This is a genomic window from Paracoccus rhizosphaerae, from assembly GCF_026162645.1.
Taxonomy (GTDB): Bacteria; Pseudomonadota; Alphaproteobacteria; order Rhodobacterales; family Rhodobacteraceae; genus Paracoccus; species Paracoccus rhizosphaerae.
The window spans coordinates 1-14,080 of sequence record NZ_JAOTBE010000082.1; the positions used below are offsets into that span (position 1 = coordinate 1).

The 14,080-nt window shown below is 64.8% G+C and carries 16 protein-coding genes and 1 pseudogene; 13 read left to right on the top strand and 4 right to left on the bottom strand.

The window, feature by feature from the left end:
* Positions 1–154 precede the first annotated feature (154 nt).
* Positions 155–307, top strand: a pseudogene (locus tag OC184_RS17805) (transposase); the annotation flags it as partial.
* A gap of 202 nt (positions 308–509) precedes the next feature.
* Here the strand turns inward: OC184_RS17805 and OC184_RS17810 are convergent.
* Positions 510–896: an acyl-CoA thioesterase family protein gene (locus OC184_RS17810; RefSeq protein ID WP_265508497.1), complete on the bottom strand. Its 387-nt coding sequence runs from the start codon at positions 894–896 to the stop codon at positions 510–512.
* A 103-nt stretch (positions 897–999) separates the two neighbouring features.
* On the opposite strand from OC184_RS17810, the gene OC184_RS17815 reads away from it, so the two are divergent.
* The 6 genes from OC184_RS17815 to OC184_RS17840 all read left to right on the top strand — a co-directional run bounded on the left by OC184_RS17815 (position 1,000) and on the right by OC184_RS17840 (position 5,791).
* A complete protein-coding gene (locus OC184_RS17815; protein WP_265508498.1) occupies positions 1,000–3,285 on the top strand; it encodes a bifunctional salicylyl-CoA 5-hydroxylase/oxidoreductase in 2,286 nt (761 codons plus the stop codon).
* Positions 3,282–4,025, top strand: coding sequence for an SDR family NAD(P)-dependent oxidoreductase (locus OC184_RS17820; RefSeq protein WP_265508499.1), 744 nt, complete (start codon positions 3,282–3,284; stop codon positions 4,023–4,025). The genes OC184_RS17815 and OC184_RS17820 overlap by 4 nt, the downstream gene beginning before the upstream one ends.
* Positions 4,026–4,027: 2 nt before the next feature.
* A complete protein-coding gene (locus tag OC184_RS17825; RefSeq protein WP_265508501.1) occupies positions 4,028–4,447 on the top strand; it encodes an acyl-CoA thioesterase in 420 nt (139 codons plus the stop codon).
* A gap of 16 nt (positions 4,448–4,463) precedes the next feature.
* Positions 4,464–4,877: a RidA family protein gene (locus OC184_RS17830; RefSeq protein ID WP_265508502.1), complete on the top strand. Its 414-nt coding sequence runs from the start codon at positions 4,464–4,466 to the stop codon at positions 4,875–4,877.
* A complete protein-coding gene (locus tag OC184_RS17835) occupies positions 4,870–5,235 on the top strand; it encodes an acyl-CoA thioesterase (RefSeq protein WP_265508503.1) in 366 nt (121 codons plus the stop codon). Before OC184_RS17830 ends, OC184_RS17835 begins: the two co-directional genes overlap by 8 nt.
* A 112-nt stretch (positions 5,236–5,347) precedes the next feature.
* Positions 5,348–5,791 (top strand): MarR family winged helix-turn-helix transcriptional regulator, encoded by a 444-nt coding sequence (locus OC184_RS17840; RefSeq protein ID WP_322630227.1) that lies wholly within the window; start codon positions 5,348–5,350, stop codon positions 5,789–5,791.
* 30 nt (positions 5,792–5,821) lie between these two features.
* On the opposite strand, the gene OC184_RS17845 is transcribed toward OC184_RS17840, so the two are convergent.
* From OC184_RS17845 to OC184_RS17855, 3 genes are read right to left on the bottom strand one after another with little or no spacing between them, the layout of a single operon-like run.
* Positions 5,822–6,631, bottom strand: coding sequence for an SDR family NAD(P)-dependent oxidoreductase (locus OC184_RS17845; protein ID WP_265508504.1), 810 nt, complete (start codon positions 6,629–6,631; stop codon positions 5,822–5,824).
* Complete coding sequence (locus OC184_RS17850) at positions 6,628–7,470, bottom strand: fumarylacetoacetate hydrolase family protein (protein ID WP_265508505.1); 843 nt, start codon at positions 7,468–7,470, stop codon at positions 6,628–6,630. The genes OC184_RS17845 and OC184_RS17850 overlap by 4 nt, the downstream gene beginning before the upstream one ends.
* A gap of 16 nt (positions 7,471–7,486) precedes the next feature.
* A complete protein-coding gene (locus tag OC184_RS17855; protein ID WP_265508506.1) occupies positions 7,487–7,912 on the bottom strand; it encodes a cupin domain-containing protein in 426 nt (141 codons plus the stop codon).
* Positions 7,913–8,201: 289 nt separating this feature from the next.
* On the opposite strand from OC184_RS17855, the gene OC184_RS17860 reads away from it, so the two are divergent.
* From OC184_RS17860 to OC184_RS17885, 6 genes are all read left to right on the top strand, one after another.
* Positions 8,202–8,993, top strand: a complete 792-nt coding sequence (locus OC184_RS17860) for a cyclase family protein (RefSeq protein ID WP_265508507.1) — start codon at positions 8,202–8,204, stop codon at positions 8,991–8,993.
* A gap of 47 nt (positions 8,994–9,040) precedes the next feature.
* Complete coding sequence (locus OC184_RS17865; RefSeq protein ID WP_265508508.1) at positions 9,041–9,487, top strand: MarR family winged helix-turn-helix transcriptional regulator; 447 nt, start codon at positions 9,041–9,043, stop codon at positions 9,485–9,487.
* Between the two features lie 37 nt (positions 9,488–9,524).
* Positions 9,525–11,669 carry an indolepyruvate ferredoxin oxidoreductase subunit alpha gene (locus OC184_RS17870; protein WP_265508509.1) on the top strand — a complete coding sequence of 715 codons (2,145 nt, stop codon included), beginning with the start codon at positions 9,525–9,527 and terminating at the stop codon, positions 11,667–11,669.
* Positions 11,670–11,678: 9 nt separating this feature from the next.
* Positions 11,679–13,229 carry an indolepyruvate oxidoreductase subunit beta family protein gene (locus OC184_RS17875; RefSeq protein ID WP_265508510.1) on the top strand — a complete coding sequence of 517 codons (1,551 nt, stop codon included), beginning with the start codon at positions 11,679–11,681 and terminating at the stop codon, positions 13,227–13,229.
* A 69-nt stretch (positions 13,230–13,298) separates the two neighbouring features.
* Positions 13,299–13,457, top strand: a complete 159-nt coding sequence (locus tag OC184_RS17880; RefSeq protein WP_265508511.1) for a GntR family transcriptional regulator — start codon at positions 13,299–13,301, stop codon at positions 13,455–13,457.
* Between the two features lie 211 nt (positions 13,458–13,668).
* Positions 13,669–13,824, top strand: coding sequence for a hypothetical protein (locus OC184_RS17885; protein WP_265508512.1), 156 nt, complete (start codon positions 13,669–13,671; stop codon positions 13,822–13,824).
* Positions 13,825–14,080 lie beyond the last annotated feature (256 nt).

The following is a 14,080-nucleotide window of genomic DNA, read 5'->3' on the forward strand; positions in this document are numbered from 1 at the left end:
AACGGTCAGCTCCCGCAATCAGTGCTGAAGGGGCAAACGCCCATCGACGCGCTCAGGGACTGGCAGAAACAAAGACCGGAGATCTTCAAGAAGCGGCCCTGCAATCACGTGGGATGTGACACATAGATTATGTTGACAGATGGCCCTGAAGCACCGGAAGCGGATCGAAGAGGCCTTCGGTTAGGCCAAGACCGTCGGCGGCATGGCCCAGACCGTCTATCGCAGTGTCGAACGGGTGAGGTCCCGCTTCATCCTGACAATGGCCGCCAACAACCTCGCCCGGTTGCCACGGTTGCTGGCCATATAAGGCCCGGACCTGACATCAGATGCACATACCGTCCGCACCGACGGGCAGGATGCTCTTGGCAGCGGGTCCGGTCCAAAAAACCGTTCCACCTTGTCGACTTCTTCAGCAGCCGGCCAGGCGGTACCGCTGCAGCCGTTGGCGGCAGTTGTCGGGCCAAGGGCGTAACTTCTGGTCGGTGGTCGAAGTCATGACGATCAGCTGCTTATTGTCCAGATGACCTCAACAGTGACGACGGTGAGCGCTGCAGCGAGGACGTTCCGATCTTGCGAATGTTCACCTCGAAACGCAGCGTGTCGCCATAGACGGCGGGCTTCTTCGACTCAATGTTCATGCGAACGGTGGGCAGCTCCAGCTGGCACTCGAACATCAGCTTTTTCCGGGTGACGCCGAGCGACCCAAACATTGCCTTGTTCACGTAGACCAGCTTGAAAAGATGGGCTGGGAGATAGGCTAGTCTGGTCAAGTCCCGATCGCCGAAGCGCATTAGCTTTTTCATGTTGAAGAGCACGATAACCGCCTGTTCAACGTCGTACGGTGCGGCAAGATGCTTCAGGTATGAATAACCTGCTGCCGCCGTGTCTAGCTTCATGTGCTACATATACAAGCGCGGCGTGTCATCAACATTCATTTTAACTTGAAGCATATTCAGGGCGTGCTACAGTCACTTCAACACCAGTGCGGGAGCGTTCGTCATGAAGATTGCAGTCATCGGCGCCGGGCCGGCCGGGCTTTACTTTGCCATCTCGATGAAGCTGCGCGACAGCAGCCACGACATCACCGTCTTCGAGCGCAATCGCGCCGACGACACATTCGGGTGGGGGGTCGTGCTCTCGGACGAGACGATGTCGAACTTCGGCGGCAACGATCCGGTCAGCGAGCGGACGATCCGCGAGAACTTCGCCTATTGGGACGACGTCAAGGTCGTGCGCGGCGATGAAAGCATGACCTCGGGCGGGCACGGCTTCTGCGGCATCGGCCGTAAGAAGATGCTGCTTCTGCTGCAGGATCGCGCGCGCGAGCTGGGCGTGGAACTTCAGTTCCAGTCCGACCTGACGCCCGAGCGGATCGAGGCGATGAAGGGCGAGTATGATCTGGTGGTGGCCGCCGACGGCCTGAACTCGAAGACGCGGGCGCTTTATGAGGACCGCTTCCAGCCCGAGATCGACATGCGCCGCAACCACTTCGTCTGGCTGGGCACCCGGCAGAAGTTCGACGACGCCTTCACCTTCATCTTCGAGCGGACCGAGCACGGTTGGATCTGGGCGCATGCTTACCAGTTCGACGACGACACCGCGACCTTCATCGTCGAATGCGGTCCCGACGTCTTCGAGGCGTTCGGCTTTGCTGACATGAGCCAGCAGGACAGCATCGCGCTGTGCGAGAAGATCTTCGCGCGTCACCTCGGCGGCCACGCGTTGATGACGAATGCCGGGCACATCCGCGGCTCGGCCTGGATCCGCTTTCCGCGCGTCACCTGCGAGAACTGGTATTTCGACAACGTGGTGCTGCTCGGCGACGCCTCGGCGACGGCGCATTTCTCGATCGGTTCGGGCACGAAGCTGGGCATGGAAAGCGCCATCGCGCTGGCCGATGAGCTGAGCTCCGGCAAGCCGCTGGCGCAGGCGCTGCAGACCTACCAGGATGAGCGCAAGCTGCAGGTGCTGCGCGTCACCTCGGCCGCGCGCAACTCGACCCAATGGTTCGAGGAGATCGAGCGCTATCTGGACCTGGACCTGATGCAGTTCAATTATGCGCTGCTGACCCGCTCTCAGCGCATCAGCCACGAGAACCTGCGGTTGCGGGATCCCGAGTGGCTGGCCTCGGCTGAGGCATGGTTCCAGAAGCAGGCGGGCAGCAACAGTGCCCGCAGCCCGATGTTCGCGCCCTTCAAGCTGCGCGGAATGGAGCTGGCGAACCGGATCGTGGTCTCGCCAATGGCACAGTACAAGGCGCGGGACGGGATGCCGACCGACTGGCACTTCGTCCACTACGCCGAACGCGCCAAGGGCGGCGCCGGCCTGGTCTTCACCGAGATGCTCTGCGTCAGCATGGACGGCCGCATCACCCCGGGCTGCCCTTGCATCGGGCCTGACCAGGTGCCGCTGTGGCGCCGGTTGACGGACTTCGTGCATGGGGAAACCAGCGCGCGCATCTGCGCCCAGATCGGCCATGCCGGGCGCAAGGGCTCGACCCGTCTGGCGTGGGAGGGCATCGACCAGCCGCTTGCCGTGGGCGAGGACTGGCTGTTGATCTCGGCCTCGGACGTGCCGCTGATGGAGGGGAACGGCGTTCCCAAACCCATGGACCGCGCCGACATGGACCGGGTGCTGGCGCAGTTCGTCGAGGCGACACGCGCCGCCGATGATGCCGGCTTCGACATGATCGAGATGCACGCGGCCCACGGCTATCTGCTGGCCTCCTTCATCTCGCCCGTCACCAACCGCCGGAACGACGAATACGGCGGCAGTCTCGAGAACCGGATGCGCTATCCGCTCGAGGTCTTCGCCGCCATGCGCGCCGCCTGGCCCGAGGAAAAGCCGATGACGGTCCGCATCTCGGCCCATGACTGGATGGGCGGGGAAGGGGTGAACCCTGACGAGGCCGTGAAGATCGCCGCCATGTTCAAGAACGCGGGCGCGGATGCCATCAACGTCTCGTCGGGTCAGACCGACAAGGCCGAGCAGCCGGTCTATGGCCGCATGTTCCAGGTTCCCTTCGCCGACCGCGTCCGCAACGAGATCAGCCTGCCGACGCTGGTCGCCGGCAACATCTACGAGCCTGACCACGTCAACTCGATCCTGATGGCGGGGCGTGCGGATCTTGTGCTGCTGGCCCGACCCCATCTGGCCGATCCCTACTGGACGCTGCATGCGGCGGTTGAGCTGGGCGATACGGAACAGGAATGGCCAAAGCCTTACGAAGGCGGGCGGCGCCAAGCCAACACGCTGGCCGAACGCAGCAAGGCGATGAGCGCATGAGCCTTTCCGGCAGATCGGCCTTCGTCACCGGGGGCGGCAGCGGCGTCGGCGCCGTGATAGCCCTGGCCTTGGCAAATGCCGGGGCAGGGGTCGTCATATGCGGCCGCCGGGCCGCGGCGCTGGACGAGGTGGCCGCCCGCCACCCCGCCATCCGCGCGGTCGTGTGCGACATCACGGACGAGGCTGCCCTCTCAGCCGTCATGGCCGATGCCGCCCCGGACATCGTCGTCGCCAATGCCGGCGCTTCGGAAAGCGCACCACTGGCTGCAACCGAGCTTGCCGCCTTTCAGCGGATGATCGACGTGAACCTGACCGGCACCTTTCTGACCCTGCGCGAGGGAGCGCGAGCGATGAAGGGCAAGCCTTGGGGGCGCATGATTGCCATCGCCTCGACCGCCGGGCTGAAGGGCTATCCCTATGTCGCGCCCTATGCGGCGGCCAAGCACGGCGTGGTGGGGCTGGTCCGCTCGGCCGCGCTGGAGCTTGTGCGCAAAGGCATCACCGTGAACGCTGTCTGTCCCGGCTTCCTCGACACCGAGATGACCGAGCGTTCTATCGCGAACATCGTGGAAAAAACCGGCCGCAGCGCCGCAGAGGTACGCGCCGCGCTGGAAGCGACCAACCCGATGCGCCGGCTCGTCCCGCCCGAGGACGTGGCGCGGACGGTGCTGTGGCTCTGCGGCCCCGGCTCGGACATGATCACGGGCCAAGCGATCACGGTCGCGGGCGGCGAGGTCTAGCCATGACCTTCATCCTCCGCCGGCAGGTCGAATTCAATCATTGCGACCCTGCCGGCATCGTCTTCTACCCGCGCTACTTCGAGATGATCTCGGCAGTGACCGAGCGTTTCTTCGCGGACGGGGTCGGCGTCAGCTGGGCCGAGATGCAGCAGACAGGCTTTGGCACGCCGATGGGTCACATCGACACGCGCTTTCTTGCCCCCTCGCGCCTCGGAGACTGGTTGAGCTTCGCGCTGGAAGTCCGCGAGATCGGCCGATCCTCCGTCACGGTCGCGATCGCCGGCACCTGCGAGGCCGAGGCGCGGTTCGACTGCACGGCCACGATGATCCATGCCCATCCGAGCGACGCGGCATCGGCCCCGTGGCCGGACACGCTGCGGCGCGCCATGACGCGCTATGCCCACCAACCTTCCGAAGCCTGAGCTGAAAGATGATGCCATGACCGTTCTGACGCCCCACATGTTCCTGCAACCCGATGGCTGGGTGCCTGCCAAGGGCTATGCCAACGGCATGCTTGCCCGCGGACGCACTGTCTATACCGGCGGGCTGGTCGGCTGGAACGCCCGGCAGGAATGGGAACATGCCGACATGGTCGGCCAGTTCCGGCAGACCTTGCAGAACATCGTGGCCGTTCTGGACGCGGCCGGGGCACGGCCCGAACATCTGGTGCGGCTGACCTGGTACATCACGGACAAGCGCGAGTACCTGGACAACCTGCGCGGCTTCGGTGCGGCCTATCGCGATGTGATCGGCCGCCACTTCCCGGCCATGGCCGTCGTTCAGGTCACAGCCCTGATGGAGGACGCCGCGAAGATCGAGATCGAGGCGACGGCGGTCATTCCTGATGAATAGGCCGGAGACCGCGCCGGTGCTGATCACCGTCGCGCCATATGATCAGGCCACGCCGCGTGGCGCCATCCTCGGCGGCTGGATCATGACGCAGCTGGATCACGCCGCGGGTCTGGCCGGTCGCAAGATTGCGGCAGGTGAGGCGCTGATCCTGTCGATCAAGGAGATGACGTTCCGGTCGCCGCTTCATCCGGGCGAGGAGTTCGCGGTTCATGCGGGTCTCACCCGCCGCGGCGGCAGTTCCTTCAACCTGGGTGTTTCCGGTTGGGCCGAGCCCGAGGGCGCGTGCCGGCTGGTCTTCGAGGCCGATGTGCTGCTTGTGGCCGTCGATGCCGAGGGACCGTCGCGCAAGCTGCCCTGAAGCCCTTCGGCGCGGATGCCGCCCCGTCGTGTTTGCCTGAAGCTACAATGCTTGATACATGAAGTATGGCGGCAACGTGGAAGGGCCGATGATGGACGCAAAGGCAAAGCCCATGATCGCAGATGATCACCTTGCGCGGCAGCGGCTGCGGATGTGGCTGCAGATGCTCAAGGCGACGCGGCTTGTCGAGGGGGCGCTGCGCGAGCGCCTGCGTTCGCGCTATGACACGACGCTTCCGCGCTTCGACGTTCTGTCGGCGCTGCATGCCCATCCCGAGGGCATGAAGATGAGCGAGCTTTCGCAATACCTTGTGGTCTCGAACGGGAACGTGACGGGTGTCGTGGATCGGCTGGTGCTGGACGGCTTTGCCGAGCGCGGGGCGGTCGAAGCGGACCGGCGAGCCTTTCTTGTCCGGATCACCGACAAGGGGCGCACCCTGATGGACGAGATGGCGGCCGAGCATCTTGCATGGGTCGACGAGCTGCTGGCGGACGTGTCCGAGGCGGACACGGCGCGCGCCATTTCGATCATGCTCGACATCCGCCACCGGAAGTGACGCCCCCGCCTGCGCGGCAGGGGCGTGCGGCTATAGCAGGCCGGTTTCCTTCGCCACCCGGCGATACCCGGCCCCGGCGGTGAAGCCGCCGTCGATGACGATGTCCTCGCCCGTGATGAAGCGCGAGCCGTCCGAGGCCAGGAACAGCACCAGCTGCGCCACCTCCAGCGCCTCGCCCGCGCGCGCGGCGGGCGTCATGCCGATCATCGGCTTCAGATGCGGCGAGCCGCGATTGAGGTCGGTCACGATCAGGCCCGGGCAGATCGCGTTGACCCGGATCCCGGCATCGGCCAGCTCCATCGCCGCCGTCCGCGTCAGCCCTCGCAGGGCCCATTTGGACGAGGTGTAGGCGGGGTCATAATGGCCCGAGAACGCGCTGTTCGACGAGATGTTGATGACGCTGCCGCCCCCGCTCTCGGCCATCAGCGGCGCGGCCAGCTTGATGCCGATGAAGGCGCCGGTCGCGTTCACGTCCATCACCTTGCGCCATTCCTCGACCGACATGTCGCGTATGATCTTGCGGTTGATGATCCCGGCATTGTTCACCAGGATGTCCAGCCGCCCCGTCCAGCCGCGGATCTCGTCCAGCGCGCCTGCCCATTCGGCCTCGGACGTCACATCCAGATGAAGGAAGCGCGCCTGGTGGCCCTCGTCGGTCAGGCGCGTGGCAAGTGCCTCGCCCTCGGCATCCAGAACGTCGCAGATCAGGACGGCGGCGCCGGCCGCCGCCAGCATCTCAGCCTCGACCGCGCCTTGACCGCGTGCGCCGCCCGTGACGATGGCCGTCTTGCCCGAAAGATCCGTCAGGGCTGCACGCGCGGCGGCGATGTCGCCGCTCATGCCTGCACCATCAGCTGACGCTGCTCGCCAAGGCCGGTGGCGCCGAGCGTCACGACCTGACCGGCGCTGAGGAAGGTCGGCGGCTTCATCCCCAGCCCGACGCCGGGCGGCGTGCCGGTCGCGATGATGTCACTCGGCTCGAGCGTCATGAACTGGCTGATATAGCTGACCAGATGCGCGACGCCGAAGATCATCGTCCGCGTGTTCCCGGTCTGCCGGCGCTGGCCATCCACGTCCAGCCACAGGTCGAGGTTCTGGACGTCGACGATCTCGTCCTTCGTGACCAGCCAAGGTCCGACCGGGCCGAAGGTGTCGTGGCTCTTGCCCTTGACCCATTGCCCGCCCCGTTCGGACTGGAAGCGCCGTTCGGAGACGTCGTTGACCAGGGCATAGCCTGCGACGTGATCCATGGCCGAGGCTTCATCGACGTATTTTGCGCGGGTTCCGATGACCACGCCCAACTCGACCTCCCAATCGGTCCGGTCCGAACCGCGCGGGATCTCGACATCGTCGTTCGGGCCGCAAAGCGCCGTCACAGCCTTCGAGAACAGTACCGGCTCGGACGGCGGCTCCTTGCCCGTCTCGCGCGCGTGGTCGGCATAGTTGAGGCCGACGCAGAGAAACTTGCCCGGCCGAGCGATGGCTGATCCGATGCGGGGCGATCCCTCGACCAGCGGCAGGCCGGCCGGGTCCAATGCCGCAATCCGCTTGAGACTTTCGGGCGAAAGTGCCGTGCCGTCGACATCCTTGATCACGGACGACAGATCACGCATCCGGCCGTCCATATCCAGCAGTGCCGGCCGTTCGGCACCGGCGTCGCCATAACGCAGAAGTTTCATGTTGTTCCTTTCCGCCTCAGGCGCGGCGATAGCCTTCAAGCGCCTCGTCCGGCACATCGGGCAGGTTTGTCACAAGATTGTCCGGTGTGCGGCAGGTCAGCCAGACCAGCTCATCCGTGGTGCTCATGTTGACTTCGACATGCGGCATGAAGGGCGGCACGAAAACGAAGTCCCCTTCGTGCATGTCAATGAATTCCTTGTAGTCATCGCCGAAGTAGATGCGACCATGGCCCTTCAGGACGTAGCCGCCGGTCTCAGAGTGCTCGTGGTGGTGCGGCGGCGAGCGGTGGCCCGGCTCATTGCTGACGCGCCCGAACCAGATGTTCTTGGCCGGCGTGTGCTGCGGGCTGACGCCTGATTTGCGGACGCATTCGCCCGACTGCAGCGTCGTCTCATCAAGTTCGGACGCCCGCGTGACGACGGGCACGACTTTGTCTGTCATGGTGAATTGCTCCCAAGCAAGGCGCTGAAGATGCGCGTGGCCATGATCGTGGCATCATTTACTTCAACCTTCAAGATATTTGCGTGCGGCGATGCTGTGAACGGACGCATGTTCTGGCGCTCAGGTGCTCAATCCCTTGGCAGATAATAATGACGGACTGCCACACTCACAGCGGGTGAACGCACCGTTGAGAAGAAATTGCCATCATCTCGAATTTCAGACTTGAAATGATAAAGTATATGAGTTTGCATATACCAAAAGCGTGACAAGCCTTAACAGGGAGACAGCCATGACACAAAAAGAGACGCTCGCCGCCATAGCCGCCGGCCTTCTGGACGGCACGCTGAAGGTGATCGATTGCACCGCCCCGCTTGGGCCGGACACGCCTCTGTTGAAGCTGCCGCCTGAGCTTGCAGACGACACTCCGAAGATCGAGATCCACAAGATTTCGGAATATGGCGACCGCGGACCGTTCTGGGCGTGGAACTGGCTCAAGCTTGGCGAGCATTCGGGCACGCATTACGACGCGCCGCATCACTGGATCACGGGCAAGGACTACCCCGACGGCTCGGTCGACACGGTCGATCCGCAGAAGTTCGTCGCGCCCGCCAATGTCATCGACTGCTCGAAGGAAGCGGCCGAGGACCCGGACTTTCTTCTGACGGTCGAGCATGTGAAGGCTTGGGAAGCCGAGCATGGCGAGATCAAGGAAGGCGAATGGGTGCTGATGCGCACCGATTGGGACCGGTTCAACGGCAACGAGGCTGCATATCTGAACGCCGACGAGCACGGTCCGCATACGCCGGGGCCGACGGCCGAGGTGATCCAGTACCTGATGGAGGACCGCAAGGCGCTTGGCTGGGGCACGCAGTGCATCGGCACCGATGCCGGGGCGGCTGGAGGCTTTGAGATCCCGTTTCCCGCCCATAATCTGCTGCACAAACACAACCGCTATGGTCTAGCGTCGCTGACCAATCTCGACAAGCTGCCTCCGAAGGGGGCGATCCTGATCGCGGCGCCGCTGAAGATCGTCAAGGGCACCGGCTCTCCGATCCGGGCGCTGGCGCTTGTCGCCGGTTGAGTGGACTTGCGCGGCCTCGCGGCCGCGCTGACTTGGGAAGCAGTGTCATGGCCGAGCGGCACGATGAACTGGAGCATTTCACGCCCTACCTGATGAACCGCATCATCGCGCGGTACAACAGGGCGGTCGAAACGGCGCTGCGCGACGCGGGCATCACGGTCGCGCAGATGCGGGCGCTTGCAGCCTTGGCCGAAAACGGGCCGCGCACGGTGGGCGAATTGTCGGTGCTGACCGTCATCAAGCAGTCCACGCTGTCGCGCGTTCTGGACGGGATGGAGGCCGCGGGGCTTGTCCAGCGGCAGGCCGAGGACGGCGACAACCGCGTGCGCCGGATCGTGCTGACACCGGCGGGCGCGGCGGCGCACAAGGCTGCCTGGCCGGCCATGCTGTCCATGCAAGACCAACATCTGAAGGCGCTGCAGCCGGATGAACGCAAGACGCTGAACCGCATGCTGCTGCGCGTCTTCTACGACATCCGACATCACGACTACTGAGCTGCCTGCGGGCGCTGCCAGATCAAAGGGACCACCAATGGCCGAACGTTCATTTGCCAAGGAAGTCAAAAAGCTGAAGCAGGGCGAGGGCGAGACCTTCTCGGGCGAGGGGATCCTTGCCATCACCAAGGCGCTTCTGGAAAACGGCGTCGGCTATGTCGGCGGCTACCAGGGCTCGCCTATCTCGCACCTCATGGACGTGCTCGCCGACGCCAGGGAGACGCTGGACGATCTGGGGGTGCATTTCGAATCCTCGGCCTCGGAGGCGACGGCGACGGCGATGCTGGCGGCCTCGGTCCATTATCCCATCCGCGGCGCGGTCACGTTCAAGTCGGTCGTGGGCACCAATGTCGCCTCGGACGCGCTGTCGAACCTCGCCTCGGGCGGGGTGACGGGCGGGGCGCTGGTGATCGTGGGCGAGGACTATGGCGAGGGCTCGTCGATCATGCAGGAGCGGACCTATGCCTTTGCGATGAAGTCGCAGGTCTGGATGATGGACCCGCGGCCCAATCTGCCCTCGATCGTCAAGACCGTCGGCGATGCGTTCGAACTGTCCGAGGCGTCGAACACCCCGGTCCTGCTGCAGGTCGGCATCCGGTCCTGCCATGTCCACGGCCACTTCACGGCTTCCGACAACAAGCGGCCGCCGATGACCGTCGCGGATGCGCTGGAAAACCCCGCCCGCCGGCTGGACCGCATCGTGCTGCCGCCCGCGACCTACCTGCACGAGCAGGAGAAGCTGACCAAGCGCCTGCCCGCCGCGCAGAAGTTCGTGTTGGAGCGCGGTATCAACGAGCGGTTCGGCGACAGGTCGGGCAGGATCGGCCTGATTGTCCAGGGCGGCAGCTACAATACGGTCGTGCGGGCGTTGAACCGGCTGGATCTGGCCGACATCTACGGCGACACGCAGATCGACATGCTGGTGCTGAACTGCGTCTATCCACTGGTCGATGATCAGATCCTCGACTTCTGCGAAGGTAAGGATGCCGTACTCGTCGTCGAGGAGGGCCAGCCGAACTATATCGAACAGCAGATCGGCCACTTGCTCTACAAGGCGGGCCGCACCGTAAAACTGGAAGGGAAGGGCAAGCTGCCGATGGGCGGCGAGTATACCGGCCAGGTGATGGTGGACGGGCTTGCGGCCTTCCTGCGCGCCCATGCCCCTGATCTGATGCCGGTCCGCAAGACGGCGACCAACGAGGAGCCTGTCGCCATTCCCGACCTATCGCAGGTCCTGCCCGCCCGGCCGCCGGGGTTCTGCACAGGCTGCCCTGAGCGACCGATCTTCGCCGCAACCAAGCTGGTCGAGGAGGAACTGGGCGCGCATCACATCTCGTCTGATATCGGCTGCCACCTGTTCTCGATCATGCCGCCGTTCGATCTGGGCGCGACGACGATGGGTTATGGGCTGGGGCCGGCCTCGGCCTCGGCGCTGCGCAGCAAGGACGGCAAGGGTCGGCGGTCGATCTCTTTCGTGGGCGATGGCGGGTTCTGGCACAACGGTCTGACCAGCTCGATCGGGAATGCGGTCTTCAACAAGTCCGACAATGTCATCATCATCGTCGACAACTACTATGCCGCCGCGACCGGGGGGCAGGACATCCTGTCGTCCCGCGCCGACAATCCGACGCGCCAGACGCAGCACTCCATCGTCGATGCCGTCAAGGGGATGGGCGTCAAGTGGGTGCGCCATATCGACCGCACCTATGACGTGACCAAGGTGCGGGACACGCTGACCGAGGCGCTGACCACCGAAGAGGGCGGTCCCAAGGTCATCGTCGCCTCGTCCGAGTGCATGCTGAACCGGCAGCGGCGCGAGAAGCCGCAGCTGGCCAAGGCCGCCAAGGAAGGGAAGCGCGTGGTGCGTCCGCGTTTCGGCGTGGACGAAGATGTCTGCACGGGCGACCACGCCTGCATGCGGCTGTCCGGTTGCCCCTCGCTGTCGGTCCGCGACACGGGCGATCCGCTGCGTGACGATCCGGTCGCTTACATCGACCAGACCTGCGTCGGCTGCGGCAACTGCGGCGAAGTGGCGGACGCGGCGGTGCTGTGCCCTTCGTTCTACCAGGCCGAGATCGTGACGAACCCGACAGCACGCGAGAAGCGCCGTGCCTCGCGCACCCGCCGCATCATCGCCTGGCTGCAGGGCCGCCGCGAAGCCAAGCGCGCCGCATTCGCCTGAGGACGTGACATGAACATGCAAGCACAACCGATTGTCGCCCGCCGTTCCCCTGGGCCTGATGGCGAGAAGATCATCACCTTGGCCGCGCTGGCCGTGGGCGGGCAGGGCGGGGGCGTCCTGACCAACTGGATCGTCGCCGTCGCCGAGGCGAACGGCTATCGCGCGCAGTCCACCTCGGTCGCCGGGGTCGCGCAGCGTACCGGCGCGACGATCTACTATGTCGAGATGTGCCGCGACACCGGGCGGATGCCGGTCTTCGCGCTGTCGCCGTCGATCGGCGATGTCGACATCCTGATCGCGTCCGAACTGATGGAGGGCGGACGTGCGATCATGCGCGGCTTCGTCACCCCCGGACGCACGACGATGATCGCCTCGACCCACCGGATCGCGGCCGTGTCGGAAAAGATCGCCCCCGGCGACGGACGCGCCAGCAGCCCCGAAGTGTCCGAGGCGATGGGCGTTGCCGCCGACCACGTCGTCGCCTTCGACATGGAGCGCGTCGCCAAGGAGGCCGGCTCGGTCATCTCGCCCTCGCTTCTGGGCGCGCTGGCCGGATCTGGCGCATTGCCGTTTCCGCGCGACAGCTACGAGGCGGTCATCCGCGCCTCGGGCCGTGGGGTGGAGGCGTCCCTGCGCGCGTTCGGCGCAGCCTATGATATCGCCGCCGGGACATGTCCGGCGCCCGTTTCCGACCTGCCCGAGGACGTAGCGCTGCCCGCGCTGCGCGTGCCCGAAGCTCTGCGCGCGGACTGGGCCGCACTTCAGGCACGGGTTGCGGCGCTGCCGGCGCCGATGCAGGACATGGCTTTGTCCGGACTGCAGAAGGTCGTCGACTATCAGGACATCGCCTATGGCGGCCAGTATCTGGACATGGTCGAGCAGATCGCCGCGCTGGACCACTCGCCGTACAGCGCAGGCATAGCGGCGGCCAAGTACTGCGCGCGTGCGCTGTGCTACGACGATCTCCTCCGGGTCGCCGACATCAAGACGCGACCGACCCGATTGTCACGCGTTGGAACCGAAGTGTCAGTCAAGGACGATCAGGTCCTGATGCTGACCGAGTATTTCCATCCCCGCTTCGAGGAGTTCACCAGCACGATGCCCGCCCGCCTCGGGGCGTGGCTGCAGTCCCGCAAGGGGCTGGAGCGGCTGTATGCACGCCGCTTCGACAAGGGGCGCCGCATTCGGACAGACAGCCTGCGCGGCTTTCTGATGCTGTGGATGGTCTCGGCCCTGCGCCCCGCCCGGCGGCGCCTTCTGCGGCACCGGTCCGAGATGGCACATGTCGACGCGTGGTTCGCGACGGTCCTGCGGCTGATGCCGCACGACCCTGCGCTGGCAGCCGAGGTTCTGGCGAACTATCGCCTGATCAAGGGCTACTCGGACACGCATGCGCGCGGGCTCTCCAAGTTCGCCCGCGTCATGGGGGCCGTGGTCATGCTCGAGGGACGCGAGGACGGTGCCGACTGGATGCGCCGCCTTCGGACCGCTGCACTGGACGACGTCAAGGGCGAGAAGCTGGACGGTGCCTTGGCCACCGTGCGAAGCTTCGCAACCTGACGTGACGCACAACCTGCAGCCATACCCCAGCTGCGCATAAGGTTCATCCGCTGCCCAAGATGAACCACATTGACGACTGCCACGCTCACCATTCTACCCGTCAGGCACGAGACCGTGCAGAGCCGCGTCTACGACGGGCTGCGCCAGATGTTGATGTCGGCGCGGTTCCTGCCGGGGCAGGCGCTGAGGATCAACAACCTTGCCCAGCCTATTCCGCGACCCATCTGAAAGGAAAGGGGCTGACGGTCGAGTGGGCTACTTCCCAAAAATCGGACAGTGACGGAAGCGACGATCTGACGTTTGCTGGTCTCCAAGGACGAGAGGATCGGAACATGAGGAAACACAGGAACCCTGACGCGGGCTACAAGGCGCGCGTAGCGCTGGAAGCCCTGAAGGGCAGCGCACTGTTTCGGAACTGGCCGCCGTATACGGCGTGCATTTGACGATGATCCACCAGTGGAAGAACGCGCTGCTGGACGGTGCGGCGGATATCTTTGAGCGGGGCAGCCGAAAGCCCGCGGAGGCGGATGACGAGACGGTCCGGTCACTGCACGCCAAGATCGGGGAACTGGCTGTCGCCAACGATGCTCCGTGAGAGTTACGCGGCCCCACCGGGACCACGGTTCTCACTTCGATGTCACGAAAGCTCAGGCCGTGGTCCGGCAGGTGATGAGGCATTGGAACGCCATTGGTCCGAAAGACACTGCCGAACGGGATCACCCTAGGCTCCAGATGGGGTGATTGCAGCAGCGCAGCTCTGGCCTCACGCTTCTGCTCTCTTCATCATGGAGGAAGTCATGGAATACTATGCCGGACTCGATGTGTCACTGAAGGAAACAGCGATCTGCGTC

Excerpts from the sequence above, each read along its gene's own strand:
- OC184_RS17825 (WP_265508501.1), top strand. The coding sequence starts at position 4,028 with ATGACCTTCATCCTCCGCCGGCAGGTCGAATTCAATCATTGCGACCCT.
- OC184_RS17835 (WP_265508503.1), top strand. The coding sequence starts at position 4,870 with ATGAATAGGCCGGAGACCGCGCCGGTGCTGATCACCGTCGCGCCATAT.
- OC184_RS17820 (WP_265508499.1), top strand. The coding sequence starts at position 3,282 with ATGAGCCTTTCCGGCAGATCGGCCTTCGTCACCGGGGGCGGCAGCGGC.
- OC184_RS17875 (WP_265508510.1), top strand. The coding sequence starts at position 11,679 with ATGAACATGCAAGCACAACCGATTGTCGCCCGCCGTTCCCCTGGGCCT.
- OC184_RS17870 (WP_265508509.1), top strand. The coding sequence starts at position 9,525 with ATGGCCGAACGTTCATTTGCCAAGGAAGTCAAAAAGCTGAAGCAGGGC.
- OC184_RS17865 (WP_265508508.1), top strand. The coding sequence starts at position 9,041 with ATGGCCGAGCGGCACGATGAACTGGAGCATTTCACGCCCTACCTGATG.
- OC184_RS17850 (WP_265508505.1), bottom strand. The coding sequence starts at position 7,470 with ATGAAACTTCTGCGTTATGGCGACGCCGGTGCCGAACGGCCGGCACTG.
- OC184_RS17860 (WP_265508507.1), top strand. The coding sequence starts at position 8,202 with ATGACACAAAAAGAGACGCTCGCCGCCATAGCCGCCGGCCTTCTGGAC.
- OC184_RS17810 (WP_265508497.1), bottom strand. The coding sequence starts at position 896 with ATGAAGCTAGACACGGCGGCAGCAGGTTATTCATACCTGAAGCATCTT.
- OC184_RS17855 (WP_265508506.1), bottom strand. The coding sequence starts at position 7,912 with ATGACAGACAAAGTCGTGCCCGTCGTCACGCGGGCGTCCGAACTTGAT.
- OC184_RS17840 (WP_322630227.1), top strand. The coding sequence starts at position 5,348 with ATGATCGCAGATGATCACCTTGCGCGGCAGCGGCTGCGGATGTGGCTG.
- OC184_RS17830 (WP_265508502.1), top strand. The coding sequence starts at position 4,464 with ATGACCGTTCTGACGCCCCACATGTTCCTGCAACCCGATGGCTGGGTG.
- OC184_RS17815 (WP_265508498.1), top strand. The coding sequence starts at position 1,000 with ATGAAGATTGCAGTCATCGGCGCCGGGCCGGCCGGGCTTTACTTTGCC.
- OC184_RS17845 (WP_265508504.1), bottom strand. The coding sequence starts at position 6,631 with ATGAGCGGCGACATCGCCGCCGCGCGTGCAGCCCTGACGGATCTTTCG.